Annotated in this window: 23 protein-coding genes and 4 pseudogenes; 2 read left to right on the forward strand and 25 right to left on the reverse strand. The window is 46.2% G+C overall.

The features are described 5' to 3' along the window. Positions 1–2: 2 nt before the first annotated feature. The 10 genes and pseudogenes from EHLA_RS12805 to EHLA_RS12860 form a co-directional block, all read right to left on the reverse strand. Positions 3–872 carry a VirB6/TrbL-like conjugal transfer protein, CD1112 family gene (locus EHLA_RS12805; RefSeq protein WP_096241070.1) on the reverse strand — a complete coding sequence of 290 codons (870 nt, stop codon included), beginning with the start codon at positions 870–872 and terminating at the stop codon, positions 3–5. A 23-nt stretch (positions 873–895) separates the two neighbouring features. Beyond that, a pseudogene (locus tag EHLA_RS12810) lies at positions 896–979 on the reverse strand (Maff2 family mobile element protein); the annotation flags it as partial. A 91-nt stretch (positions 980–1,070) separates the two neighbouring features. Further along, positions 1,071–2,735, reverse strand: coding sequence for a recombinase family protein (locus EHLA_RS12815; RefSeq protein ID WP_015514789.1), 1,665 nt, complete (start codon positions 2,733–2,735; stop codon positions 1,071–1,073). A 6-nt stretch (positions 2,736–2,741) separates the two neighbouring features. Continuing rightward, positions 2,742–2,939, reverse strand: coding sequence for a hypothetical protein (locus EHLA_RS12820; protein WP_015514788.1), 198 nt, complete (start codon positions 2,937–2,939; stop codon positions 2,742–2,744). Between the two features lie 253 nt (positions 2,940–3,192). After that, complete coding sequence (locus tag EHLA_RS12825; RefSeq protein ID WP_025579734.1) at positions 3,193–4,491, reverse strand: virulence-associated E family protein; 1,299 nt, start codon at positions 4,489–4,491, stop codon at positions 3,193–3,195. Between the two features lie 13 nt (positions 4,492–4,504). Further along, the gene (locus EHLA_RS12830; protein WP_096241071.1) at positions 4,505–5,191 is read right to left on the reverse strand and encodes a CHC2 zinc finger domain-containing protein; all 687 of its coding nucleotides are present in this window, start codon (positions 5,189–5,191) and stop codon (positions 4,505–4,507) included. Positions 5,192–5,223: 32 nt separating this feature from the next. After that, on the reverse strand, positions 5,224–6,813 hold the full coding sequence (mobQ, locus tag EHLA_RS12835; RefSeq protein WP_096241072.1) for a MobQ family relaxase: 1,590 nt from the start codon (positions 6,811–6,813) through the stop codon (positions 5,224–5,226). A 159-nt stretch (positions 6,814–6,972) separates the two neighbouring features. After that, positions 6,973–7,452, reverse strand: coding sequence for an MGMT family protein (locus EHLA_RS12845; RefSeq protein WP_015514786.1), 480 nt, complete (start codon positions 7,450–7,452; stop codon positions 6,973–6,975). Positions 7,453–7,806: 354 nt separating this feature from the next. Beyond that, positions 7,807–8,121 carry a DUF3847 domain-containing protein gene (locus EHLA_RS12855; RefSeq protein WP_025579729.1) on the reverse strand — a complete coding sequence of 105 codons (315 nt, stop codon included), beginning with the start codon at positions 8,119–8,121 and terminating at the stop codon, positions 7,807–7,809. Beyond that, entirely contained in the window at positions 8,118–8,456 is a 339-nt protein-coding gene (locus tag EHLA_RS12860; RefSeq protein WP_025579728.1) for a DeoR family transcriptional regulator, read from the reverse strand. The genes EHLA_RS12855 and EHLA_RS12860 overlap by 4 nt, the downstream gene beginning before the upstream one ends. Before the next feature lie 48 nt (positions 8,457–8,504). Between EHLA_RS12860 and EHLA_RS17060 the strand changes: the two genes are divergently transcribed. Continuing rightward, the gene (locus EHLA_RS17060; protein WP_025579726.1) at positions 8,505–8,708 is read left to right on the forward strand and encodes a hypothetical protein; all 204 of its coding nucleotides are present in this window, start codon (positions 8,505–8,507) and stop codon (positions 8,706–8,708) included. Positions 8,709–8,785: 77 nt separating this feature from the next. Here EHLA_RS17060 and EHLA_RS16310 read toward each other — a convergent pair whose 3' ends face one another. After that, a complete protein-coding gene (locus tag EHLA_RS16310) occupies positions 8,786–8,932 on the reverse strand; it encodes a hypothetical protein (RefSeq protein ID WP_157908598.1) in 147 nt (48 codons plus the stop codon). Positions 8,933–9,181: 249 nt separating this feature from the next. Here EHLA_RS16310 and EHLA_RS12870 point away from each other — a divergent pair, with 249 nt between their 5' ends. Continuing rightward, positions 9,182–10,003: a helix-turn-helix domain-containing protein gene (locus EHLA_RS12870; protein WP_025579723.1), complete on the forward strand. Its 822-nt coding sequence runs from the start codon at positions 9,182–9,184 to the stop codon at positions 10,001–10,003. 45 nt (positions 10,004–10,048) lie between these two features. On the opposite strand, the gene EHLA_RS12875 is transcribed toward EHLA_RS12870, so the two are convergent. From EHLA_RS12875 to EHLA_RS12935, 14 genes and pseudogenes are all read right to left on the reverse strand, one after another. Then, complete coding sequence (locus EHLA_RS12875; RefSeq protein ID WP_015540951.1) at positions 10,049–10,813, reverse strand: MBL fold metallo-hydrolase; 765 nt, start codon at positions 10,811–10,813, stop codon at positions 10,049–10,051. Positions 10,814–10,847: 34 nt separating this feature from the next. Next, on the reverse strand, positions 10,848–11,267 hold the full coding sequence (locus tag EHLA_RS12880) for a nuclear transport factor 2 family protein (RefSeq protein ID WP_025579721.1): 420 nt from the start codon (positions 11,265–11,267) through the stop codon (positions 10,848–10,850). An 18-nt stretch (positions 11,268–11,285) separates the two neighbouring features. Next, positions 11,286–11,510, reverse strand: coding sequence for a helix-turn-helix domain-containing protein (locus EHLA_RS12885; protein ID WP_096241075.1), 225 nt, complete (start codon positions 11,508–11,510; stop codon positions 11,286–11,288). A 142-nt stretch (positions 11,511–11,652) separates the two neighbouring features. Continuing rightward, positions 11,653–11,805 (reverse strand): annotated as a pseudogene (locus EHLA_RS12890) (Maff2 family mobile element protein); the annotation flags it as partial. Positions 11,806–11,945: 140 nt separating this feature from the next. Next, a pseudogene (locus EHLA_RS12895) lies at positions 11,946–13,043 on the reverse strand (VirD4-like conjugal transfer protein, CD1115 family); the annotation flags it as partial. A gap of 134 nt (positions 13,044–13,177) precedes the next feature. Next, positions 13,178–15,085, reverse strand: coding sequence for a group II intron reverse transcriptase/maturase (ltrA, locus tag EHLA_RS12900; RefSeq protein ID WP_096241077.1), 1,908 nt, complete (start codon positions 15,083–15,085; stop codon positions 13,178–13,180). 189 nt (positions 15,086–15,274) lie between these two features. After that, positions 15,275–15,445 carry a hypothetical protein gene (locus EHLA_RS16460; protein ID WP_173854299.1) on the reverse strand — a complete coding sequence of 57 codons (171 nt, stop codon included), beginning with the start codon at positions 15,443–15,445 and terminating at the stop codon, positions 15,275–15,277. Positions 15,446–16,043: 598 nt separating this feature from the next. Beyond that, positions 16,044–17,921 carry a group II intron reverse transcriptase/maturase gene (ltrA, locus tag EHLA_RS12910; protein WP_162290864.1) on the reverse strand — a complete coding sequence of 626 codons (1,878 nt, stop codon included), beginning with the start codon at positions 17,919–17,921 and terminating at the stop codon, positions 16,044–16,046. Positions 17,922–18,072: 151 nt separating this feature from the next. Continuing rightward, positions 18,073–18,351: a hypothetical protein gene (locus EHLA_RS16315; protein ID WP_157908599.1), complete on the reverse strand. Its 279-nt coding sequence runs from the start codon at positions 18,349–18,351 to the stop codon at positions 18,073–18,075. A gap of 251 nt (positions 18,352–18,602) precedes the next feature. Further along, positions 18,603–19,292 (reverse strand): annotated as a pseudogene (locus tag EHLA_RS12920) (type IV secretory system conjugative DNA transfer family protein); the annotation flags it as partial. After that, positions 19,289–19,816, reverse strand: a complete 528-nt coding sequence (locus tag EHLA_RS12925; protein WP_004612793.1) for a PcfB family protein — start codon at positions 19,814–19,816, stop codon at positions 19,289–19,291. The gene EHLA_RS12925 and the pseudogene EHLA_RS12920, both read right to left, overlap by 4 nt. Positions 19,817–19,855: 39 nt before the next feature. Further along, positions 19,856–20,008 (reverse strand): hypothetical protein, encoded by a 153-nt coding sequence (locus tag EHLA_RS16465; protein WP_004612794.1) that lies wholly within the window; start codon positions 20,006–20,008, stop codon positions 19,856–19,858. Between the two features lie 92 nt (positions 20,009–20,100). Then, a complete protein-coding gene (locus EHLA_RS12930) occupies positions 20,101–26,091 on the reverse strand; it encodes a SpaA isopeptide-forming pilin-related protein (RefSeq protein WP_096241079.1) in 5,991 nt (1,996 codons plus the stop codon). Between the two features lie 409 nt (positions 26,092–26,500). Next, on the reverse strand, positions 26,501–26,923 hold the full coding sequence (locus tag EHLA_RS12935) for an RNA polymerase sigma factor (protein ID WP_096241080.1): 423 nt from the start codon (positions 26,921–26,923) through the stop codon (positions 26,501–26,503). Positions 26,924–26,925: the final 2 nt, after the last annotated feature.

Below are 26,925 nucleotides of genomic sequence, written 5' to 3' on the forward strand. Positions count from 1 at the left end.
TCTTAATGGGCGTTAAAGATACTGCGGGCGAAGTTTCCTGTTTTCATCAGACTGAAACACAGGATCACCGTGTATGCCATCACGCCGAACAATGCAGAATGTATGTTATCTGACATTTGGATGTTTGCGACCAGGACCGCATAGATTCCCACGCAGACCATCATAAAAAATCCCTGGAATGCCAGTGCAAACAATCCACGAAGATAGTTGTTCCCGATCTGCCCCCATTCCCGGTTGGACATGGTTGCGAACGGGATCGCTCCAACGGACGAATAGAGATAAATCTCAATCATACGTCCATACAAAATCACTGTAATAAAGACTGAGATAATCTTCATACACAGGCTTACAAGCATCGTTTCCAGTGCCAGTATGACAAGTTCACCAATCTCCATAGATTCCATCGCCGTTTCCATTGTAGAGATCATCGTATCTATATTGATCGCTGTATCAGAACTGATAACTCCAGCTGCCCGGCTGACTACGGACTGCCCGACATCAAATACCGCCATCGTGATCGTAAAGGTATGGCTGACGATCCAGACTGCCACCCACATCTTGAAAAAGTATTTAAAGAACATCCAGGTGTCGATGTCGTGCATATTGTTCTTTTCTGTTAACATGGAAATCAGCTCATAACAAAGCACAAAGGTAATAATCATACCGGCAATCGGTACAATGACCGAATCGGAAAGATTTTGTATCATGCTGAAAATGTTCCCATTCCAGCCCTGCGGTGTCTGCCCAACCTGAGCAGCAATCTGACCGGTCTTTTCATTGACATCGGTATACATTGTTGTCAGGTTGGAACTTACCATGCCTGTCAGAAGATTCCTCATCCATTCTTCAATCGCTTCAAATATCCGATCCATGAGTCATCTCCCTCCTAAGTTTCTCAGCTAAACAAACCGGAAAGTAACGGTACAAGCTGGGTGCCGATCAAAACAACACCACCTCCCGCCATCAGCTGTTTCATACCCAAATAGGTGTAGGAAACCGGCTCGATGGCGGGCGGCGGCGTGTCAAGAAATATCTATGGAGTTTTTTTAGAACCGCCCCGGCGGGGCAGGTCAGGCTGTGACCTGCTCCACTTCCGGGAGGGGTTTGAGATTAAAATGAATTTCGATAGAAATGTGTCTTGTTTTATCGCTGTCTATGCTCTCATGGACAACGATTTCTTTAATCAGGCGATTAAGGGTAGCTGCGTCCAGTTCCGTGATGTCGGCGTATTCCTGAATGGCTTCTACCCACTGGCGGGCGTCATACGCAAGCCGGATTTCATCGGCCAGCTTCTTCCGGCCTTCCTCAACCCTCGCCTTCAACTCGGCCTGTTCCTTCTGCGTCTTTTCCATCAGCAGATTGAAGTTTGCTTCGCTGATACGTCCGGCAACCATATCCTCATACAGCCGCAGAACCATCTTTTCCAGAACGTCAATCCGTTCCTCGTCTTTGGCAAGGGAGCGTTCCAACGCTTCCCGCTGGCCTTTCTGCTCGGCTTCGCAGGTGTCGGACAGCTTCCCGGCAACGGCTTCCCCGTCCATCAGGGCGGCTCTGGCACACTCCCGGATTTTGTTCAGTACAAGCCGGTACAGGGTGTCGTACTCAACCCGGTGCTGGGAACAGTGCTGTTTCCCGTAGGCATTGTAGGTCTTACAGGAATAAATCTGCTTCGGGTGCTTCTCGTTGGTGTAGCGGATAGTCAGCGACTTCCCGCACTCGCCGCATTTGATAAGCCCCGCAAACAGGCTGATTTCCCCGGTCTGGCGGGGGCGCTGCCGGGATTTCAGCTTGCGCTGCACGATGTCAAAGGTCTTGCGGTCAACAAGCGGCTCATGCTGGTTCTCCACGACAATCCATTCCTCCGGCTTCTTCTCCCCGATGGTGCCGATTTTGAAGCGGTATTCCTTCTTCTGGGAAGCGATAGCGCCGGTATAGACGGGATTCATCAGGATGTCCTTAATCACGGTAAAGTCCCAGATATACCGCCCATTTACCGGGTCTTTCTTTTCCCACTTGGTTGACACGTTCCGCAGCCCCCGTACCCGGTTCCAGTAGGTCGGGCAGGGGATTTTTTCTTCTTCCAGCCTGCGCCGGATGTAGTTGGGGCCGTGTCCTTCCAGCGCCCACGCAAACAGACGCCGGACAATGGGTGCCGTTTCCTCGTCAATCAGCAGGTGGTTTTTGTCCTCCGGGTCTTTCTGGTAGCCGAAGGGGGCAAGGCAGCCGGTAAACTGGCCTTTCTGCGCTTTCAGCAGATAAGAGGAATGAACCTTCTTGGAAATGTCCTTGCTGTACATCTCGTTGAGGATGTTCTTGAACGGCGCAATGTCGTTGTTGTCCCGCATGGTGTCGATACCGTCATTCATGGCGATATAGCGCACGCCGTGGCGGGGGAAGAAATCTTCAATCAGGAAGCCGGTCTGCAAATAATTCCTGCCTAACCTCGATAAATCTTTCGTTATCACAAGGTTGGCCTGCCTGCGCTCGATGGCTTTCAACATCCGTTTCAGGTCGGGGCGCTCCATGTTCAGCCCCGTGTAGCCATCGTCCTGATAGACTGCAACAACCTCCCATCCCTGCTTCTCGCAGTAGTTTTCCAGCATATCCCGCTGGTTTGCAATGCTGGCGCTCTCCCCGTCAAGGTCATCGTCCTTGGAAAGCCTGCAATAAATAGCCGCCCGGAAGCTGCCCGCCAGTATTGCGTCCATGCCTGTATATTCCATTCCGTTCATCATAACCGTTTACCCGCACAATCCAGACGGAACACGGTCATGCTGAACCTTGTCTTTATTATACTCTAAATCTTGCTTTTTCGCAAGATATTCTTTATCATTTCTCTGGCTGTATTTCTGTGCAATCAGGCTCACGAAAACGTCCGTAGCGTCCAGTTCGCCGTCAAATACCGTTGTGACATGGATTTCAGTTTTGTTTTTTGCCATAGGCAGTTACCTCCATAAATGAAATAAGCCAGACAGGAGAGGGTCGGCAACGAAGTCCGGCAACGGGCTTCAAAAAACCTCGAAAACAATCTCTGTCTGGCGGGTTATTGTTTATTTACTTTTTCTTTTATTTTTCTGTTGCTTTGGTTGTCAGAGGGGAGAAAAGCCCGCAGTTACGGGCTTTTTCCCGGCAACCGGCTCGGCAACGGGATAGCAACGGGGTCGGCAACCGGCTGTGATTTTCCCGGATATTTCAGAAGGGAAGTTCCATCTGCTCCGTGACTTCCACAAATCCGTCCGGCGTTTTTTCACGTCCGTTGTCAGCGCCCGTTGCCGGGGCTTCCTGTTCCCAGCCCTTCTGCCTGCCGTATCCTTCAAATATCCGGGGATTGGAGAAATACTTCCATCCCGTGATACAGTGGTTCATGATGTCATTGACCTCCCGGATTTCCCATTGCTTCGGCTCGTCAAAGGGGTGGTTCAGGGCTTCTTTGAAAAGCTGCTTGGAGCATACGGCGCTGCCAGTGTAGCGGTCAAGGTATGCCTGTATCATCCCGGCCTTGGTGTCCTCCGGCATGAAATCCCGCTGGTGTTCTTTGAGGTACTGTATCATTTCGGGCGTAAAAGACAGCTTAAAATCGCCACTTTTGTAGGTTGTCATGGCTTCCGCCCATACCTGTTCAATATAGGCTCTGGAAGCGGCTTCATCGTCCAAAATGTGTATCTCGGCCTGTCCGGGGTAGACCATGACCGGCAGGAAGCGCCGGTTCCCGGAACGGTCAAGGGGCAGGAAGTCCAGCGCATTGGAAGTCCCGCCGAACACGCATTGCCGCAGCCTGTCCTCCGGGTGGGTTTCGTAGGGGATTTTATAGACCTCCTTCTGGCGGCTTAAAAATGACTTGATTTCCTCTATGCTCTTGGCGTTTGCGGTGGCAATCATCTCCGACATTTCAATTATCCAGTGGCCTTGTAGCTTGCGGTACACGTTATCATCGTCCAACTTCCGCAAATCATCGGAAAACCACTCGTCTTTTACGGCCAGCAGCCGGAAGAAGGTGGATTTCCCGGCTCCCTGACCGCCAACCAGACAGAGCATGACCTCAAACTTACAGCCGGGGCAGAAAGCCCGGTGGATGGCTCCCAGCAGGAACAGCCGCAGGGAATGGTAAGTGAAGTTGTCTGTGTCGGCTCCCAGAAAGTGACGCAGGCAGTAGCGGATACGCTCTTTCCCGTCCCAGACAAGGCCGTTCAGGTAGTCCCGGATGGGATGGTAGCTGTTGGCGTCTGCGGCCAGATCAGCGGCGTCTGCTATCTTTTTCTCGCTTGTCAGGCCGTAGGTATCTTCCAGATACAGCCGGATATATTTCATGTCCGTGTCGGTCATGGCCTTGCTGCCGGTTCTGCGTTTCCTGCCGATGGGCTTTAGAAGGTCAATACGCTCGGTCAGGAGATTTTTTGCAACCGCCCCGGAAAGAATGGGGTCATACTGGAACACGGTCAGGCAGTTGTGGATACTGTTCCGCACGCCGCCTTTCTCGGTGCCCTCCAGCATGGCCTTGACTTCCTCAACGCTCCGGGGCGGGGGTGCGGCTTCGATGGTGTCCGTCACGGCCTGCCGCAGTTCGGGCGGCAAGGTCTGCCATTCTCCGCTCAAGGTTCCTCACTTCCTTTCCGTAGCTGGTAATCAGGGCAGCCTGTTCCCCTATGTCGGAGAACAGCAGCACATCCAGCAGATATTCCACATGGGATTGTTTCTGCAAGGCTTCCACGAAAAGCGGGTGCCATTCTTCCTCCGGCGTCTTGGGGGCATAGTCCCGCTTCCAGCGGCGCAGCAGATTGTGATAGTCGGACAGTACCCGGAAGCAATATCGCTCCATGCGCTTAAATTGCTGTTCCGGGCTTTCCTTCCGGGGATTTCGCTTCGGGCGGCTCCTGCTTGGTGGCTCCTTATCCTCATAGGGGATGAAGAAGTCCTGCGCCAGCATGAGGGCGGCTTCCCTGGGGCTGACGTTTTCCAGACGGGAAACAAAGTCAATCACATCCCCGTCTGCCTGACAGCCGAAGCAATGGAAGCGCCGGTCAACCTTCATGCTGGGGTTTTTATCGTCATGGAAGGGGCAGACGCACATCCCGTTTCTCCCTACCAGGATACCGTAATGCTCGGCAGCCTGCCGGGTGGTAACAGACTGTTTCACGGCTTCAAATACATTCAATAGGCAAATCCTCCTGAAAATAGAAAAAGCGCCTGTCATTCTCACGGGGAAAATGGCAAGCGCCTGATTGGTTAAAGTTCCATATCCTGTTTTTGCTGGCGGCGGGGCTGCTGGTGTTTCTCTGCCTGTTCCTCCCGGATACGCTGCTCCCGGCCTTTGACCGCCTGCTGGATGGACGGTTTCTTTCCCGGCTCTGCGGTCTGGCGGTACTGCTCGGATGGTAAAACCTGATTGAGCCAGTGGCGCACATCCCGCAAAATCTTTACATCCTCCTGTACGGCAGTCAGCGCTTCCGTCTTGGAAGCGATATTCTCTGAAAGCTGTGCCTGTTCCCCGGCCAGCTTCTTTGTGCTGTACTTCGCCCCATCAAGGTGAACCTTGAAATACCGCAGGGCAGCGTTGTAGGCGTCCAGTTCCTCCTTATGGTCGGCGGCAAATTTCTCCTTGGGTTTCTTCCAGCGGATAGCGGCATATTTCGCATGAACCGGCTTGTTTGCTTCAAAGTTCCCGATATGGAAAAGCAGCCGGTCAATCTCTTTCACACGTTTCTCCATCGGCCTGATTTCCTCACGGATGGAAACGGCCTGTGCGCTGGCTTCATCCAGATAGGCGTCAAGGCTCTCTACGGTGGAAATCTCTTTCTGCCGCAGGAAGTCAAGGGCTTCCATAACCTTGTTGAAATCGCCAACGGTTCCTTTTAACTTCCCCTTGGAAGTCCAGCCGGTACGTTCCTCGCTCCGTTTATCCAGATACCGGGAAAGCAGTTCGGGGATGGTCGGCTCCTTTGCCTGTTCCAGCGCTTCCAGCAGCGCCGCCTTTTTCTCTTTCAGGCCGGACAGCCAGCCCTTTAAGCTGCGTACCATCTGCCGGATAGACTGCATGAGGGAATTGGCGGCTTTGATGTCCCGGTTCAGGTTGCCGATGTTGGTCTGTATGCCTTTTTTCTCCAACTGGCTGACCGCTGGCCCCATGTGGACAGTGGGGATTTTATCAATCCCCTGTCGGACATAGGAGCGAAGGTCAAGGCGCTCCGGGCTGCCGATGGCTTCCAGATAGCGGTTCGCTGTGTCAGCCCAGCCCTGCCGCCATATCTCAGCGTACTTCTGGTCGTTCCAGTCCACGGTATCCTCCTTGTGGCTTTTCCATCTGCCGGACGCAAGCCGGATACGCTCGCCGTTCTCGTCAAGGTCGTAGACCTTCCGGCTCTTGGGAAGCCACTTGCCCTGTTCGTCCATCGCCCGCATGGTAAGAAGGATGTGGGCGTGGGGATTTCCGTCCCCCTTGTCATGGATGGCAAAATCGGCAATCATGCCCTTGGAAACGAAAAACTCCCGGCAGTAGTCCCGGATAAGGTCGGCGTACTGTGACCGGGGAAGTTCCCTCGGTATGGCAAGCACGAACCTCCGGGCAAGCTGGGAGTTCCATTGTTTTTCGATGGCTTCGGCGGCGTTCCACAAGGTATTCCGGTCTGCGTACTCCGGCGGGGCATGGGGCGGCAGCATGATTTCGGTGTGGACGATTTCGCTTTTATGGGAATAGTATTTCTGTTTCTGGTCGTATTCGGAAAACAGCCGTTCCCCGCTCTGGTAGGCGGCAGACGCAACGGCTGACTGGCGCTTGCTGCGCTGGATGATTTTCACATCAAAGTGCGGGCATGGCAAGTCGTGTCCTCCTTTCTCCCGGCGTCCGGGCAAAAAAAGAGCAGGGAACCTGTTTCAAGATTTCCTGCTCGGTGGTGCCGCCGGTGGGCGGCTGGTATTCAGTTTTGAAAGTTCGGGTCAGGTTGGCCCGATGATGGGATATTTTACAACTCAAAATTCCTATCTCAAATCAAAAAGAACGCTTTCATAGTCCTTTACGAAATACTTTATATTTGTGCGTCCTTTCTGAATAATTGTGTGGCCTTCTGCTTCCAGTTTTTCCTTTTGTGCTTCTATACCGCCGGGATATTTTGCGTTCAATTCCCCGTTTGCCTTTAAGGTTCGCCAATACGGGGTTTCATCTTCGGAACGCTGGTAACTCGCCCATGCTGCAATAGATACAAAAATTCCTGCTGTAATAGGCTCTGTGAAATCCGCTCCATTCAGTTCAGCAAAATATTCACGGATTTTTCCGACAGTAATTACTTTGCCATAAGGAATTAGTTTCATTACCTTGTCATAATCGATTGGCGGGGCAAAATACATTCTGCTTCCGCCATATTTCTCAATGCTTTTCTGGTCGGTAATGGTCTGAAATTTAGGCATATCCTTGCTATCGTGTAGCATGGCATTAAAATCTTTTTTATCTTCATTCGCCATTTCTCAACACCTCCTGCCTTAATTATAGTGGAGTAGACTACTCCATGCAATGAGACGGTTTGAAAATAATCTTGAAAAATGTAATTGTGATTGGATTTGAATAAACTTGCTGAACGGGAACAGCTTGCAGCGCAAGGTGTTTCCGGGCGGCAAGTCCACAAAGGGGTAGCTGGCGGCAGCCAGCGCAGGGGAAGTGTAGCTTCCCCTGTGATGATTGGCTGGAGCCGGAACGCTGCGGGCAATCATCCGCTTTCCGCAGGAAGCCCCGGCAGGGCGCAACACACTACCTCCAGGTGGTGTATAGTTGCGCCCTCTTTCAGAGGGGCAGTCCACGGGCTGCGGCTCTGAAAGCAATCATGGCCGTTTCCGGCCTGCGTCCTCTCCCTGAAAATTACCGTTACCGGCAAATACTTTTTCCATGAGCTGACGGGTGCTGTCTTTGTGGAACAGCAGCTTCAAGAACAAACTGACCTGTTCATCCGTGATGGCTTCCGGGTGGGGAAGGTAGCTTTCCAGCATGGCGGCTCTGGTGCAAAGCCGGTGCGTCCGTTCCTTCCGTGTCAGCGTCTTTATCTGGTGTTCCAACATCTTTTCTTCATGCTGCGCCCTCTGCAGCTTCTTTTCCGTTTTCTCTATCTCCTGATTGAGTGCTTCCAGCTTTTCATTCATAGGCGGCTGTCCTCCTTTTTCGGAATGAGTACATATATCTTGTTGGGTTCCCCGAAGCCCTGACGCACTCGCAGTATCAGTCCGGCGTCCTCCAATTCATTCAGGGAACGCTTCACGGTCATGGTGCTGCGGGCAAGTGCCGCCGCCAGTTCCACGATGGGGAAATGGATAAATAAAATCCCATTGGTGTCCTCTATGCCGGATACAAAAACAATATCCAACATCCGGGCGTACATGACCTTGGCGGTGCTGCTGATCGGGAGCCGCAGCATGGCTCTCGGCAGCGGCATACAGGGCGGCAAGGGGGTGTCTGCGGTCATAAATTCAACTTCCATTCAATCGGTGTCCTCCTTTACTTTTCGTTTTGAGCGTTTGGAAAGATAATGGGGGCAGTCCACAATGACCGCCCGGAAACTCTGCTTGCAAGTACGCTGGCATTTCCGGCAAAGGTCGTTGTACGTTACCCGCCCCCGTTCATTGAGGAAGAAAGACAGTTCCAGCTTCCTCTTTTTCGGCATTCTCGGCATGGTGCCTCCTTAAACAAAAATCCGCCCATTTCAGCCGTAACAGCCGCAATAGACGGATAACAGATTTTAGTGTTGTGTTTCGGGGCGATTTTCAAGGGAAAAGCGGCCATAGAGCCGCCCGGAAATCCCCCGTAGTATTACGGATAGGGTAGACTATGCCCTATCGGATTGTTGTGTTTCGGTATCAATTCGGTGTTCATTTTCGCCGGTTCTCCCTGATGTCGTTCCTGCCCCTGGCTCTCACAACGGCGTTTCGCTCCCTTTGGTACGCTCGTTGCGGTCATGGTTCCTCCATTTCCCTGCCGCAAGTCGTTGCGCTACATCGCCGAGGAGCATATCCCATACAGGCCGGTCATTCGATTGGAATAATCCATCGATGAACTAAGCCCATTATGGCACATTTTTGAGCCTTCTCCCGTATATCCACAAAGTAGGAAAACCGTCCCAAAAACGAAAATTTCCACGATTGCGGAACGGGTATGGTATAATGGGATGGACGGCGGCAGCCAGCCGCAGGAAGGAGCGATGTATCTATGAAAACCCGCATTTCCGTACAGGAACGCCTGAAAGATTTACGGGTGGAACGGGGCTTAAATCTGGAAGAACTGGCGCAGGAAACCGGCATTTCAAAATCAGCCCTCGGCAGCTATGAAAACGACAACGATGAATACAAGGAAATCAATCACGGCAGCCTGTTGAAGCTGGCAGACTTTTATCAGGTGTCCGTTGACTATCTGCTCGGCCTTACCAACAATCGGAAATATGAAAACACGCCGATAGAAGAATTACATTTGAGTGATGAAGTCGTGGAACTGCTGAAAAGTGAACGCTTCAACAACCGGCTGCTGTGTGAGATTATCTCCCATGAAAAATTCAGGGAACTGTTGGCAGACGCAGAAATCTATGTGGACGGGATAGCAACCATGCACTTTCATGACACAAACAGCTCACTGGCTGCTTTACGGGCTATGATACTGGAAGAACATCCCGAAGCTACGGCAGACCGGGCAATCAAAGTATTGGAAGCCTGTCAGGTAGAGGAAGAAGATTTCTTCTGCCATGTGACGCACAAAACATGGGATGCCATTCTCCACGACATACGCAAGGCGCACGAAAATGACAGTGAAAGTGCGCCGGATACCACGCCCGCCGATGAACTGATACGGGAAGTACAAAAGGCCATGCAATCGCCGGGGGACAGGGTTCAGCAATTCACGGAGATATTCTGCAAGGCGTTTCAGCTTAAATATAAGCGGCTCTCACAAGAGGAACGAAGCCTTTTGAAGAAGCTGTTCAAGAAATCCCCGCTGATAAAACAGTCCGGTATGAACTTCCGGCGCAGGCCGTGGAAATGAAAACTGCCGTTGTGGGAATGGTTGTTCCTGCAACGGCAGCTTTGATTATATATGAATTTGGAAATCCTGAAACTTAAACAATCCATTTCCCTGTTTGAGTTTTCCGGCTCTCTCTAATTGTGCAAATCCGGCTTCAATATCGGCTATCAAAGAAACGGGAATATCCAACTGATGGTGTCCGGGCAGAACTTTTTTTATATTGTATTTCCGTATTCGCCTTATAGATTGATAGAATAGCTTCGGGTCGGTAGTTGGGTAAAATGCGTCCAGGCTTCCCTTGTATATCAAATCCCCGGAATACAAATAGTTTCGTTCTGGTTCGTAAAAGCAACAATGTCCGGGAGAATGTCCCGGCGTGTGAACAACTTGAATTTCCCGCCCGCCTAAATTTAGAAAATCGCCATCGTGTAAAATTCTTTGTGGGATACCTTGAAAAATCTGATAAGCGTTAATATCAAAATCTCTTGGAAAATCACAAGGAAGCCTTGTCAAATTATTCTTCACAACTTGCAATGGTATCGGAAACCTGACCGATAACCAGTCCTTTTCCGCTTCATGTACGGCGATATTATCAAAATACTTATGCCCGCCAATGTGATCCCAATGAACATGAGTTGTAACTGTCATAACAGGCAGCTTTGTCAGAGAGTCCACAATTTTTCTGATGTTGGAAACGCCTAAACCTGTATCAATGAGAATAGCATATTTTTCCCCACATAATAGATAACAATGTGTTTCTTCCCAGTGCTTGTATTCGCTAATAGAGAATGTATCACGGTCTATTTGCTCAATGGTAAACCAATTATCCATTCCGCATAATTACCTCCAGCAACTGAATTTCCAGTTAAAACCACTTTGCATTTTCATCTCTGAAATGTGGTATATTGCCATCTTTATAAGGGTCATACCGATTTTCGTTACAACCAAATTCTTTTAAGAGAGCAATCTTGCCATCTGGCGTCCATTCTATCAGTGACATTCCATCAAACGCTTCTACGTTACCGGCGTCCATCTTATTTTTGAAATACCATTCAACAATGGTTTGATTGCCTTTATGGAAAAATTGCTTGATGTCCCATTGCAAGACAGTTCCACGGGTATTCCATTCCTCAAACCAAAGTTTTATTTTCTTGGAGCCGTGGTACTCTGGCCCCCAACTTTCAATATATACGGCATTATCAGAAAATACATTAAATATACCCAAATCTTTTTTTGCAAGCCACATATCAAACCAAAGTCTGATAATTTTTTCTCTATTGTCCATTTCGCAGCGCCTTCCTTGTCAATTTAATTTTTCAGCGTCTTTGTCCTGCTCTAATTCAATTACATCCAAAATGCCACAATTCAGGGCTTCGCAGATACGAACCAGCGTTTCCATGCTGATGTTTTTGCCTTTACCCATGTTGGCAATCATATTTGTGGTAAGACCGGCGGCAATCCGCAAGTCCTCTTTCCTCATATTGCGCTCAACCAGCGTGTGCCAGAGGGGGTTATAGCTTATGTGCATTTATCCTCCTGCCTTTCTCCCGGTTCCGGGGTTTCTGTTCCCATTATATCAAAGTTCTTGCTATTCCACAAATATTTCTTGACACAACCGCCGGTTCCGTCTGGATTGTGCTTTTCCTTTCTTTTCTTGATTACATCTACTTAGCCATAAGCTGCTTAATCCCCTGGGATTTTGCACCCGGATTGTCGTTTCCGTAACCTTCCAGCAGGTTGATAACACCCCATACTGCAAGACCAGCTCCGATCGCTACTACAAGAGTCTGTAAAATATAAATTGCCTGATTAAAAAACGCCATAGTCGTTGTCTCCTTTCAAATCATTGCTTTTTCTCGGTTTCTATCTATGTTTTAAGAAGTCTCTTCCGGCTCTGCCCTTATGGGCGGCCTTTCATGATCTCTCAAATCCATCACCTCCCTATAAGGGCAAAGAAAAAGAGCTATGTGTCCGAATCTTTCACATGCTCTGCTTCCTTGTTTTCTGTATTTAATTCTTCTGCCAGACTTTCCTCTGAAAAGGCATACAGGTCAAATTCCTGTGTCCTTGTCAGCTTCACTTCCATCCGATGCCGCATATACGCTTCCACATCAAATTCCTTTTTCTTATCATAGTCCGACAATTCCTTGTATCGTTTATGCTTGGTAATATCAAACTTGTCACTGAAAAATGGTCTGACACCTCTCAGCTGAAGGATACATTTACTGCCATCCATGACCGCAAGCTCGTCCCGGCTCATCAATTCCTTTCCTGTTTTCTGGTAATTCATCCCATAAGAACGGCTCTGTCCACGGGTATCAGAAGTGTTGTATAAATCAATCGTTTCCTTTCCCAGTGTCTCGGAAATCTCCTTTAATGTGGAACTTTCCTTTCCGCCAAGGAACAACATCGTATCGCAGTTACCTAAAATGGTTTCAGCAGCATCTTTATAGATGGTCTTGAGCTGTGACTGCGACTGGAGGATAATGGATGCTGAAATCTCACGGCTACGAATAGTTGCGATCAGCTTATCAAATTTCGGAATCTGTCCGATATTCGCAAATTCATCAGCTAATATTCTGACATGATAAGGCAATCGTCCATGGTGTACATCGTCTGCTCTGTCACATAACAGGTTAAATAACTGGCTGTACATCATTGCCACAACAAAGTTAAACGTATCATCGGTATCTGAAATAATGATAAACAATGCTGTCCTCTGATCCCCTACCATATCCAGTTCCATTTCATCATAACTCATGATCTCACGAAGCTCCGCAATATCAAATGGTGCCAGCCTTGCTCCACAGCTGATCAAAATCGACTTTGCCGTTTTGCCGGCGGCTAATTTATATTTTTTATACTGACGTACTGCAAAGTGTTCCGGTTCTTCTTTCTCCAGTTCCTCAAACAGCATATCTACTGCATTTTTAAATGTCTCATCATCTTCCCTTGTTTCCGATGCATTGATAAATTCAAGCAGTGTCGCAAAGTTCTGTTCCTCCTCCGGTGCTTCATACCAGATATAGCCAATCAATGCACAGTACAGAAGCCTTTCTGCCTATAGTGATAGGTAAGGTTTTGATATTATCTCCACCTTTTCCCCCACTTCACACCGGACATGCGACTTTCACCGCATCCGGCGCTCCATCAATTGTCTTCACGAGACATTTAATCAGTCACCAAATTTAAGTTTTATATTATTGCTGACAGGTTCGCCTGCTCTCGCAGACTATTGATTTTCACGAGCATCTTTTTTGTGATATTGAGTGTTTTTATCAGGTCTTTTATTACTGCTTGGGGCAGTTCTTGTAACAGAATCAGATATTTTTTGTGAATCAGAACCATGTTTTTATATCTTTCAAATCCACCAAGTGCTCTTGGTACTTTGAGCCATACAGCTACATGTTCCGCATCTGCGAATTCTTCTCCACTGATTGCACATTTTCCCTTTTGAGCAGAAAATAAAGATATTTTACTGTCATGGTATTCTGTGCTATGACCAACGGATATTTTTTCTCTCAGTCCTTTCAGAACATACTGATTAAGGTTAAGTTCTGTATGAATCGGAGCACGACCTTCTTTTGTATAACTACAAACGATTGATCTCTTCGCCATCGGTATTTTATTTTTGATGAATGCAATCGGATAGATCATCTGGTCAATTCCTGAAACATATCGAATCATTTTTGACTGTCCGAATCTTTCCTTTTCTGCTTGGGTGATAGTTCCACCCTCACGTTTTAGCATACTTCCTGTTTCTGTATTTAACCTGTTCGTCAAAACTGTCATTACTCGCCTATGGAATTCTCTGCAATCAATACTGATACAGGTGGCAAGCTGATAGTAATTCTGTATGCCTAACACCATAGAGTTATATAGCTGAATTTCTGATAAACAACTTTTTTTCTCTCGGGGTTTTGCGATGTTTTTCGCTTGTTCCACTAGCTTTGCTCTTTCAATTTCAACCTTTTTGTCACAGATTGCCGACTGCACCACATATTTATGATGCTTCAACCTTACCCTTATTTTGAATCCAAGAAACTCTGACCACCGTTTTCTGGTGTTCACAATCCTTGTTTTCTCAGGGGACACCTCTAATTTCAACCTCTCTTCAATCCACGCCGTAACCGCTTCTTTTGTCCTGACTGCGTCCTCTTTCGTTCTACAGAAAATCCTAAAATCATCCGCATACCGAATGATATGCATTTCTTTCATTTCTGTGTTTTTCATAATCCTATAACCATGGCTTTTATCAAAAACTTTAGTTTTTCCGATTATTCTTTCTCGCCCTCTGCTTATAGCAATCGGATTTTCCTCCCATTGACTAGCTATCCACCAATCCAATTCATTTAGAACGATGTTTGCCAGTAGTGGCGAGATAATTTCTCCCTGAGGTGTACCCTTGTTGGGCAGTACCGTTGTATTATCGGGCATTTTAATTGGAGCTGTTAGTATTCGCTTGATAATAAAAATCAGCGTTTTATCATGGATACCCAGCGACCATATCTGTCTGATTAACTTGCTATGATTTACGTTATCGAAAAATCCTTTAATATCAAACTCAATAACATAATGAAGATTCATCATTTGAAGCATGGTGTAGGTTCTGTTAATGGCATGTTCAACGGATCTATTCGGACGAAATCCATAACTATTATTGCAGAACTTTGCTTCGCAGATTGGTTCCATGATCTGCTTGATACATTGCTGTATCAACCTATCCCATATGCATGGGATTCCCAGCGGACGTGTTTTTCCGTTTGGTTTCGGGATATCTTTCCGTCTTACAGGCTTTGGTCTGTAGCCGTGTTCGCTTCCCGTAACAATAAATCTCACTCTTTTTACCACATCATCAGGAATTTGACTCCCAATATCTGTGATGTTCTTTTTGTCTGTTCCTGCCGTGTAGCTGCCTTTGTTCGCTTTGATGTTTCGGTACGCAAGTAAAATGTTATCCCTGCTCAGTATCAAATCCATAAGATTCTCAAATACTTCACCGTTCTGACTTTTTTGATATAGTTCATCAAAAGTACCTTGCATTCCGTAGTACTCCGCATGACGCAGGTCATCTACACATAATGTTTTACTTTTCTTTGGCATAAGGCATCACCTCCTCTCGAAAGTGACCCTTTTGGTCTTACTCGTAATCCTTATCATTAGACTGAATAATGCCTGTTTATTTCAACCGACTTGTGACCATTCCTCCGAGTTCCTCTTTTTCGCAGAACTCATCATAAGTTCGATCACGGCTTTTCAGCACCAGTTCACCTGCTTATTTTCTTCGTCAGGCTATCCCCTAATGGAATCTGGTGCCTTTCCACGTTCCGATAATCCTATCTGTACATATATCCTTAGATCTCTGCTATAGTCCTGCCAGCTTGGATGTGCCTGTAACACAACATGGTCGTTCGTAGGGCGAATTTCTACTGAACCACACTGACTGCGCTTTAACGCACCCATACATTTCTATATGGTCTTCTTTTAGAACCGTACATTCGCAGTTTTCGTCAGTTTACTCGCCAAAGTAAACATTCTAATCATAGATATTTTATAGATCCTAGACCTATAGGTAGCGCACCCCACCTCTGGGGCGTTTTCGAGAATCTTTTGGCAGATTCCTACGACTACTCTCGGTCGTTGTCACGGAGCTTCTCACCCCAACCATTACAGCTGACGCAAGTCCGTCAAGGATAGACGTTTCAGGGCGTTACCCCATCATTCCACCTATCGGATTACCAGTTCACAGACTGGTTATTATTTAATAAACCAACACTGTGCGCAGACTTTTTACCGCCTGCGAACGTGTCGCACTCGTCCAGAAATCCTCACTGGACTTCTCCCCTTCTCCTTTGGTGTTTACCATGATAGTATTCACCAGTTTCAGAATATCTTTTTCTGAATGGATATAGTGGAACGATAGTGATAGGTAACCCTTTGAAATTATCTCCGGGTTTTCCCCCACTTCACACCGGACATGCGACTTTCACCGCATCCGGCGTTCCATCAAGCATAGTTTCAGCAGTGATACACAATCACTCTTTCACATTGGCTAAGTTTGCTACTTTGCTGCCAGTAGCGGCAGTCCTGCGGTAGCACGCAGTTTGTTCACTTTGGTAATAACTTTGGCATTCAGAGAGTATTCCTTCACCAACGCCACTACAGACATCATGTCTTCCGAGCTGACTATTGCCAACCCCTGCAAAGAAAGAAGCAACAGGTTCTGGTAGCTGTCATTGCCCTTCTTACAGTCGTTTGTTTTCCTGTAACAGATACAGGTTTGAACATCCAGTTTCTTCCCGGTGATTGCACATTTACCGTCTTGCCCTGCATAGAGGGAGACCCGGTTGTCGTTGTATCTTATTGATTCGGTCGATATCGGATGCCTCATCAGCCAGAGCATTGAATTTACGTCAACCCTGAGATTGTCGTGTATCTCTGCTCTACCTTCGGACGTATACGGATTGATTTTTCGGCTTTTCCGCATTGGAATCTTGAATTGCACGTAGGCTAATGGAACCAGTGGCGTTTCTCCAATCCATCGCATTTGCTTCGATTTTCCATACCGTTTCCTTAGATATCTGTTTTTGATTTCGCCCTGCTTCTTGATTCCGTCAATACGATGGAGAAGCTGTCCATTGATTGGACGGGCGATATCGCTGAAATTCAAGTTGACCCTTGTCGCAATGCAGTAATAGTCCTGCACTCCGATAACCTTGGCATTATAGTCCCCCACATTCAGGCTTATTTCTTCAGCCGTCTTACTACTTTGTATTGCCTTGACACTGTCAGCCATTTCCTTGCTGATTCTGTGTATGGCTTTATCGCAGACATTTGAAGTTATCACCCACGAGTTACTTTTGCGCCGCAGTCTTATGCGAAAACCCAGAAACTCACTGTCACGTTTCCTGAGATTAGTCACTTTTGACTTTTCATCAGACACTTCCAGTTTTAGCCGTTTCCATAGCCAGTCTTTGACTGCATAATAGGTTTTCTCTGCATCCTCTTTGGTTCTGCAAAATATCTTGAAATCATCCGCATAACGGACAATCCGCATCTCCTTGAGGTTGCTTTTCTTCAAGGCTGTATAGCTGTTGCACTTTTTCTCTGCGCCGTTGGGATAGTAGGTCACTTTACACGGATGTTTCATGTGCCTCACCATTTCATCCCACTGAGAGGCAATCCACCAGTCCAGTTCATTGAGGACAATGTTTGCCAGCAATGGTGAAAGGATACCACCTTGCGGCGTTCCCTTGGATGGGAGGACGTTTTCTCCATCAGGCATTTCGATTGGCGCTTTCAGCATGGCCTTGATGATCTGAATCAACTTGGTGTCCCGTATACCTAAAGTCCAGATCTGTTTTAGCAGCTTTCTGTGGTCGACGTTATCGAAGAATCCTTTAACGTCCACATCTACTACATAGTGAAGCTTGTTCCTTTGGGCGAGTCCATACGCATAGGAAATCGCATTTTCTGCGCTCCGACACGGTCTGAACCCATAAGAGTGCTCATAGAACTTTGCTTCGCAGATTGGCTCCATGACCTGCAAAATACATTGCTGTACTATTCGGTCAATAATACACGGTATTCCCAGAGGCCTCATCTTTCCGTTTGGCTTTGGTATTTCTACTCTTTTTACTGCTTTTGGTTCATACCTCCTGAACTGTTTCTGGATGAGCTTTACAAACTTATCCTCTGGCATGACTGCCAATGATTCTATTGTCCGCCCATCCGTGCCTGCGGTATGACTGCCATCATTGCCTTTAATATTTCTGAATGCCAGCTTGATGTTGCTTGGGGCACTGATGATATCCATCAGATGTCCAAAGACTTCACCACTTTTGCTGTCGGCATACAGACTGTCAAAGGTTTTCTGCATGTCATAGTATTCCGCATGGCGCAACTTGCTTTTCTTCTTAGCTTTTTGTGCCATGTACATCACCCCATTTCTATGAAACCGAGCGACAATTTCTTTTTCTTACTCGACTGCATGAATAGTGGTTGTGTACTGCTGACGTTTTGCTTGACTTGTGGCCATTCCTAACCGTCCTCTTTTTCGCAGACGATATCATCGGTTCGACCACTGCTTTTCAGCAGGAATTCATCCGCTTATTATTCTTCGCCGGATTATCCAGTAGACTTCCTGCCTTTCCTTGTTCCGATAATCCTATCTGTACATACATACCTTTAGGTGTTCCCTCTGGGCCTGACAGCTTGGACACGCCTGTAACGTGCCACGGCGTTTCGTAACAACCATTTCTACTAAACCGTACTGCCTGGGCTTTAACCCACACACCCATTTCTGAGTGTGGCACTTTTAGACCTTTACATTCGGGAGCTTCGTCAGACATCTCTGTCATTCTCACCATGGGTATCTTATAGATCCCCGGCATATAGGATGCACCGTCCACCTCTGGACAGCTTTCGTCAGCTTAACCTGTTACGGCATCTCTCTGCCGACTTTACCGGGCTTCACACAGAGTTTGGCCTCTGCATGCCGGAGTATCAGGGGAGGCGTTTCAGGGCGTTACCCCTTCATTCCACCTCTCGAATTATCAGTTCACAGAACTGATTGAAACAGCGCTGTGCGCCGCCTTTTCAGCGACGAACAAGTCGCACGGTTATAATGCATACTCTTGGAAAAATTGATCGTATTCAATACTTTCACTTTATATCCATGGCGTACCAGCATCTTTCCGCACTCAATGATGATCGTTCCCTTGGGGTCCGTGACCACATAGCTGATATATTTTCCCATCTGCATTAGATTTGGTTTTACATAAAACCGGGTCTTTCCGGAACCAGATCCGCCAATTACAATCACGTTCTTGTTCCTTGCAAATTTCGGATTCTTTGGTCTGCCATTCATGGTCAGCCGTTCCGTCATGGTCAGCAGGATATTGTTTTCAAATACCGGGTCGATAAAGGGTGCAATGTCTTTTGCCGTCCCCCATCTTGCCGAACCATACTCCACTCCCTGCCGGAACTTTTTGGCATTTTTTCCTTTCATGTAGACCATGAACTTCACTGCCACGGCTCCAGTAATCCCAACCAGCAATTCATTTTTATGCATACTTGGGAGAATCCTGCTAAATGCCATCTGGAAATTTAAGATCAGTACCATCAGTCTTTCTATCATGGAATCACCTACACAGTATTGATATAACCATGCCAGCTTATTTCCCACATAAAAGATCACGATATATGTAAGATTCATCAGAACAATCCGAAGCAGCTTATGTACATCCACCGGCGGTAATCTCTCCAGGTATCCTTTTCCTACACCAAGCAACTTCTGTAATCTGCTCATAATGACGGCTCCTTCTCCTTTCCTTTTGTTTTCTCCAGTTCCCTGTGCTTTGCAAGCGATTTGGTGATTGCCTGCTGTAACTTCTTCCTCACAGATGGTTTTTTGTCCTTATTCAGAGACTTGCCCGTGTATTCCTTAAAAGCGGCAGTCATCACATCAGCATCCCTTGCCTTAAAGAACACATAGTATCTTGGCGGGTCCGCAGTCACATCTTTTTTCAGGCTGAAATCAATGCTGTACTTCTTTGCTACCCGTTCAAAAGACTTGATGTTTCCATCTGTGATCTCAATGTTGGACAGCTGTACATTCTGCTTCATCAGCTTATCAAGGCTCTGTTTTCCCTTGTAGGTCTTATCCTCCTTTTCCTTCTGGGGCTGCTTCTGGTTTGTTTTCTGTCCCTGCTGTTTTTTCTCCTGCTCCATCTTTGCAAGAGCCTTTACCATGGCAGCTTTCAGCAAGTTGGCAGTGACCTTGCCACAGCGGATACAAAGTGAGACTGTTTTCTCATTCACTTCATCCTGCAATCACACCACGCCCTTTCTTCTCTCACTGCTGTCTTATCCTCATTTATCACATTGCTGCTCCTTTCCTCTCTTTTCTGCCAGTTTCATATATTCTTTTTCTGATTCCGCCCCCACTTTGATACAGCACCAAAGGACAAATCCATATACCAGAAATACTGCAGCCGCAGCAACGATCAATACTGTTTTTGTCATCTTCTTTTCTCCCTTCACATCTCTTGAAATTTTTCAAAAGGGCATCTATGAATCCTGTGTCCATAAATGCCCTCATCCATTACTGAAAAATCCTATGATCTCTTATTTTTTCTTTTGCGAAGAATCACTGTGCCACCAAGACCAGCCATTCCAGCCCCTGCAAGCAGAATCCAGAACAGAATCGGAGTATTATCTCCTGTCTTTGGTGAAGTCGATTTCTTTGTTTCTTCTGTGGTTTTCGTCTCCGGCGTTGGTGTGGTTTCTGGTGTTTCCGTCGGTGTCTCTGTTGGAGTTTCCTCCGGTTTCGCCTCATCCTTCATCACAACCTTCTGGATTTCTCCAGTATCTTTGACCGTAAACTTTACATCCTCTGCAACCAGATAACCGTCCGGTGCAGTTTCTTCACGAAGGGTATATTCCCCGATTGGAAGCATCTCAATATAGTGTGGTTTTTCTTCAGATGTCCAGCTTTCTACGGTCTTTCCATCTTTGTCAAGGATTGTCAGTTTCGCTCCTGGCAGCTCCTTACCAGAAATATCGGTCTTGGAAATCTGCACTTTTGTCACATCATCCTTCATTTCCACTTTCTGTACTTCACTGGTATCTTCCACCGTAAAAGTGATGCTCTCTGCTGTCACATAACCGTCCGCAGGAAGTGTTTCTGTCATGGTGTACTTCTTGCCAGCGGTCAGTTCTTTGATGATATGTGCTTCTTTACCGGAAGTCCATTCATCCACAGTGTTTCCACTCTCATCTGTGACTTTTAGTTTTGCTCCCTCAATCTCCTTTCCGTCTGTCAGGGATGTTTTGGTAAACTCTACGGTTGTCGGCTCATCTTCAAAAGTGAACGCATAAGACAGTGTTTCCTTATCTGCCCCACCATATTCAAAAGTAAATTCCTGTACCTGGTCTGTTGTCGCAAATCCCGGTGCCGGGGAAGTTTCTTTCACATAGTAGGTATAGCCAAGTGGCAGATCTGCCGTAAAGGTCAGTTTTCCTTCCTTATCCGTAGCCTGCTCCTCAATAACCGTATTTGCTTTCAGGATCACATCGCCTTTTGCATTGACAATATCTTCTTTATTGCACAGGGCAAATACAGCCCCTTCCAGTACACGGTCGGAATCTTTTTCTTTCTTTAGCACGTTCACTTCTGCCTTCTGACGTTTGTTCTGCCAGTCAGCGGAATAAGTAACAACTGCGGTATTCTGGTCACGGTAAGTCAAATCTACTTCACGAGTTTCTCCATCCAAGACATATCCACTTGCTGTCTCTTTCTCTTTGACATAGTATTTGCCAAGAGGAAGGTCTGTCAGTTTTGCCACGCCTGTTTCATCCGTCGTGATCGTTGCTACCAGTGCATCTTTCTTGTAGTAATCTTCACTCTCGCCATCCGCTGCTTTTATATCTTCTAAGGCATAAACCTCAAAAGTAACCTCTTTCAGGGAACCGGAAAGATATTCAAACAGATGCTTCATCCATCCGCCAATGGAATCCAGTGCAGATACTTTCTCCAGGAACTCACCTTTTTTATTGATGATAAGTGTTCCGGTTGGCACTGCATCTTTCATCTCTACCTTCTGGATCTCGGCAGTATCGTCCACAGTAAAAGAAACTTCTTCCGCCATCAGATAGCCATAAGGAGCCATTTCTTCACGAAGGGTATACGTCTCCCCGGCTGTGAGTCTTTCAATCAGATGTTCCTCACCCTTTACAGACTTCCATGTATCTACCACATTTCCATCCTTATCAAGCACCGTAAGCGTTGCCCCGGAAAGTTCCACGCCTGTCGTAATATCGGACTTCGTAAAGGTTACTTTTGTCGGCTGGTTCTTAAATACAGATTCCAGCTCTACCACTTTCACATCCTGTCCCTGATATTTGGCAGTCACTTCCAAAGTCTCAAAAGAAGAGACATACCCTGCCGGAGCTGCAAGTTCTTTGATATAGTAAGTACCAAATGGAAGGTCAACGTCAAATACTGCCCTTCCATCTTCCCCACTGACTGCTTTTCCAAGTAAGGTATCTGCCTTCACAATCACTTCTTCATGTGTCAGAATATCTTCTTTTGCATAGATGCCAAACTCTGCACCTGCCACAACCGTTTCTGTCTCTGCATCCTGTTTTACTACGGACACTTCCACTTTCTGACGGTCATTCTCAAAAGTTGCTGTCTGCTCGATGACTGGTGTTTTCTGGTCTTTGTATTCAAATGTTACTGTCTGTGCTTCTTCGTTTAACACAAAGCCCTCTGGTGCTGTCTTTTCAACAATCTTATAGGTTCCAAGTGGAAGGTCGGTGATCTGTGCCTTTCCATCCTTATCCGTGGTAACAGTTCCTACCAGTTCCCCGGAAGCATACTCCAGGATACGGTTTCCGTTATCATCTTTCTGGAAGTCTGCTGTATAAATATCTTCTGCAGCATACATCTCAAAGACTGCTCCCTCCAGAGTTTCTTTCTGATAAGTAAAGTCATCTTTATAACCATTTAAGACCTTACCCTGTTTTACGATGTTCAGTTCTCCCTTAACCGGATGATTCTCGTATACAATCTCGATGATCACATCGCCGGAAGTTCCGTCCATCTGATATGCTGTATTGGAATCTACATTCACCTCATAGTAATTCTCATTGAGCGTATATCCATAAGGTGCGTTCACTTCCTCAATACGGTAATGTCCAATTTTCAGATTCTGTGGAAGGATTAAGTATCCCTGCTCATCTGTAAAATAAGATTTGTGTTTTACCGTCGTCGGATAGGTTGTTACCTGTTCCACATACTTTTCTGTATCCAGGTTAAAAATCTTAAACTCTGTATTCTTCTGAAGCACTGCTTTCTTTGTCTCATCGTCCTGTTTGATGATCTTCAGCTTTGCTTCAAACTCTTTGTCAAGCAGCACTCTCCATACCTGCGGTGTAGTCGGATGATTTTCCGTAATCTGCACGATGAAATCATTGACCGGAGTGTAATTATGTGGCGTGGTTGTTTCACGGACGATGTAAGTTCCATAAGGAAGTGCAATACTGCGGGCATACCCTTTCTCATCCGTAAAGATCTCTGTTGCACCATTTTCCCCTATCACTACCGGCTTGACAGAATCAAAGTCATAGCTGCCATCTTCTTTTACTGTCAGGGATGATACCAGATAAGCGGTAAATCCTGCACCTTTCAGTAAATCGGCATCTGTCTTTCCGTTGTTCGCTGCCTTGATAATCTCAAATGGCTGCTTCATCACCTGTTCCAGAGACAGACAGTCACGCTTCACTTCCGCTACAAGATCACCATCGTAGTTGCAGACCAGATCATGTTCTTCTTCATCTGCCAGGTAACCCGTTGGCGGAGTAATCTCTTTTACATAGTAATTACCAAGGTATAATCCATCTACGGAAGCCTGTCCATTCTTATCTGTTGTGAGAGTGGCAACCTGCTCGCCTGCTTTGTAGATCACACCAGTTGCTCCATCCGGATGGACAATATCCTCACGGGCATACAGTCCATAGACTGCCTTTTCTAAAGTAGCATCTCCCTGTGGAACAGCCTTCTTTGTTTCTTTATCCTGCTTCTGTAAGGAAATCTTTGCTATCACACGCTCGTTTCTGAAGGTATGCTTAAATGTCAGTTTCGCTTCCTTATCGTTTGTATAAGAAAAAGTAAACGTATAGACATCATCCGCATTTCTCAGATAGCCTTCCGGAGCCTGTACTTCCTTTACATCATAGGAAAATCCCAGCGGCAGGTCTGCGGTAAACTTCGCCATTCCATCATTTCCAGTTGTCACTTTCTCAATCAGAGTGCCTTTCTTTACAACAACCGTTCCATCTGCATTTTTAATGTCACTGGCTGCATAAAGTCCAAAAATTCCTCCATCCAGAGGATTTTCTGTATCCTTATCCTGCTTTGTCACAATCACTTCTGCTTTCTGTCTGTCATTCGTAAAGGTTGTCTCAGAAAAAACAACATCTACATTCTGTCCTGCATAAGAAAGAGTGACAGACTTTTCTTCCCCGGCATTATAAAATCCGGTCGGAGCCTGTTTTTCTTTGACGATATATGTACCAAGATGCAGGTTTTTCAGAATGACTGCCCCATTCGAGTCTGTTGTCAGATTCTCTTTGACCAGATCACCCTTGCTGTAAACCTTGGCACCATAAGCAGTTTTAATATCTGCCCCGGCATACACATCATAAATCGCACCTTTCTGTCTGCGTTTCTCATACTTAAATGTTGTTCCATTCTCGGTGACATCTGCACCTGTCAGAACCTGACCTTCTTTATAAACAGTCAGCTGGCCCATCTGTTCTTCATCCGGAACAGTCACAGTTGCTGTTTTGCTGACTTCCAGTTTTACGTTGTAGGCAGTTGCATTGATACGGTATCCTGTCGGAGCTGTAATCTCTTTCAGATATACGGTATTCTGTGTCTTAATGATCTGTACGGACGCTTCCCCATTCGCATCAGTTGCCGGTAACTTTGTGATCAAATTTGTACAGTTTGCATCACTGTATAAACCAAACACGGCACCTGCCAGCTTTGCGTCTGCTTTTGCATCTCTTTTAATCACCTTAACACTTGCGTACTGTACCCATGTTACTTTGAAGTCCACATATTTTTCATCATCAACACCTTCACCAAATACCAGTGCCAGGTCCTGTGAACCAGATCCGGTACTGATCTTATACGCAGAATAATCTTTTGTTACACTGCCTTTCATCGTTGCAGACCAGTTTCCTGCGACATCCTGTACCTGTGTAAGAGGTGCAGATAAGTAAAACTTGGTTCCACCACTGATTTCCACTGCTTCGCCAGCTTTGCTTGTCTTTCCGGTTGTCACGTTATGGAGTTTCACACCACTTGGGAGTTTCATTGTGATACTCTGCAGTTCATCTGCTTTAAAAGTGATTTCCTTTGTTCTCTGGCTGTTGCCATCTACATAAGCTGTCACATCTGCATCTGAAAAAGACATTGCCACATCCGGAATATCTGGCTGAGAAATACAATAATTATAAAGTTTTTTCGCAAGATTCTGTGCAGTAGTGTTTGCACCAGAAAAAGCATCGGAACTGCCATTCGCATATGACGCAGCAAGATGTACCAGAATAAATCTGGCTCCTGCACTCAGGTTTCCATAGCCATTTTCTTCTGTAAAAAATCCATCATCGCCAGAGGCTTTTGTGCCATAGTAGCATACTTTAGCCAGTGCTTTGCCATCCCCAACCTTATTGATTGTATATGTTCCCGTACCAGGTCCCGGTTTGGACGGCTGTACACAATAAGCTGTGGCGGACACATTACCGAATTTTACGGTATACTGATACGTCAGATAAGTTCCATAACCATAATCCGCATATCGGTATTCGGCACCTCTTGTCACTGAAACCTGTTGTGAACTTCTTGCATTTCCTGCTGCCGCCATAAATGTCACTGTTTCACCCGGCTCCATCTCATACAAGTCAATTCCTTCATTTTCTGCCTGATCCATTACTTCTGAAACAGTCAGACCAGATTCTTCATCTGTTGTTACTTCCTGTCCATCTGTAAGATCAGTCACAATCTCTTTTGCCCTGTCCGAATCAGCATCTTCCTCCGCATTACCGGAATCTTCTGTTTCACCGGCATTTCCTTCACCAACTGTATTTTCAGAAGAACTCTTTGTCTGTTCTTCTGTTTCTGGCTCTTTTACCGTAATGTTTCTGCTTACTCTGTAAGCTGGGTGACCGCTGACTGGCTCTACTGCATAGACAGCTTTGTAGGTATCCGGTGTATGTGCGTCAAAATCTGTACCGGCTTCACTCTTTGCTTCATGGAATAAAACTTTCACCTTTTTTTCATTCACGCCCTCTATACCGGACAGATCGACTTCCACCTCAAATTCTTCTCCATAGGGAATCTCAATATCCTTTGCTTCCACAATTTCATCTTTATCAAGAGTATCCTGCACATCCTGCAGTTCCGGATATTGCTGTTCAAATGAAGTTGGCTCTGGTTCTAATTCAGAAGCAGAAACCGTGACTGGTTGAACGATAACAGACGCCAAAGTTGCAACTGCCATAAATCCTGACAAGAATCTTTTAAATCGCATTTTCATTTTGACTGAGTCCTCTCTTTCTTCGATAATTTACTCCACTTTCGTTCAGGCTTACACCTGCATGAATCAATCATAGGAACCACCTCCCTTATGTCTTGGATTGACTTTTAAATAAAAACAGGATTGAGCTATTTAAGCCGCAAGAGGTAATTCGTAATCATTCCTGCCAAGGGTGCCTCTCATCCATTGCCCTTCACGTTGTCACCGAATGCCCGCCGCCAGATGCGTAGCTGGGAAATTCAGGTATCCTCTTGCTGCTGATATGAAATTGTCAAGGTTCACTTTTAGGGGGGAATTTATTGTTTTGAATTAAAATAGACATTTGCCCCTCCACTAACCGCATGTGTGAAAGGGCAAAAATTAACCTGTTTGAAATTTTTTTATAAAATTTTTTTGAAACAGCAAAAACTTACAAAGTTTCCAGCCTGTCTTTTAGTTTCTGCAATACTTTGTTTTTCCTGTTTCTGATTGTCTTTGTACAACACCCGAAATACTGTGCTGTTTTTTTAACTGTGTACTCTTCAAAAAATAATAATCTTATCAATTCCATTTCTTCTTCAGACAAATATTTCAGTGCTTCCTGCAGCTCTTGTATTTCTGACACCCTGATGACTATTTCTTCTGGTGATAATATATGCAAATAACTGTTGTAACTCGTTTCCCCTACTTTTTCTATTCCGCACACACCATTTTTCTGCATTTTTTCAAGCTGGTATCTTTCTTTTCTTCTTGACTGGTACCATGCCAGATATACGTCTCTGGTAACTTCTATGAGAGTTTCATTTACACGCAGCACATACCGTTGTCTTTCCTTTGGTTTTTTACCACGCATCT

The sequence above is a fragment of the Anaerobutyricum hallii genome, assembly GCF_900209925.1.
Taxonomy (GTDB): domain Bacteria; phylum Bacillota; class Clostridia; order Lachnospirales; family Lachnospiraceae; genus Anaerobutyricum; species Anaerobutyricum soehngenii.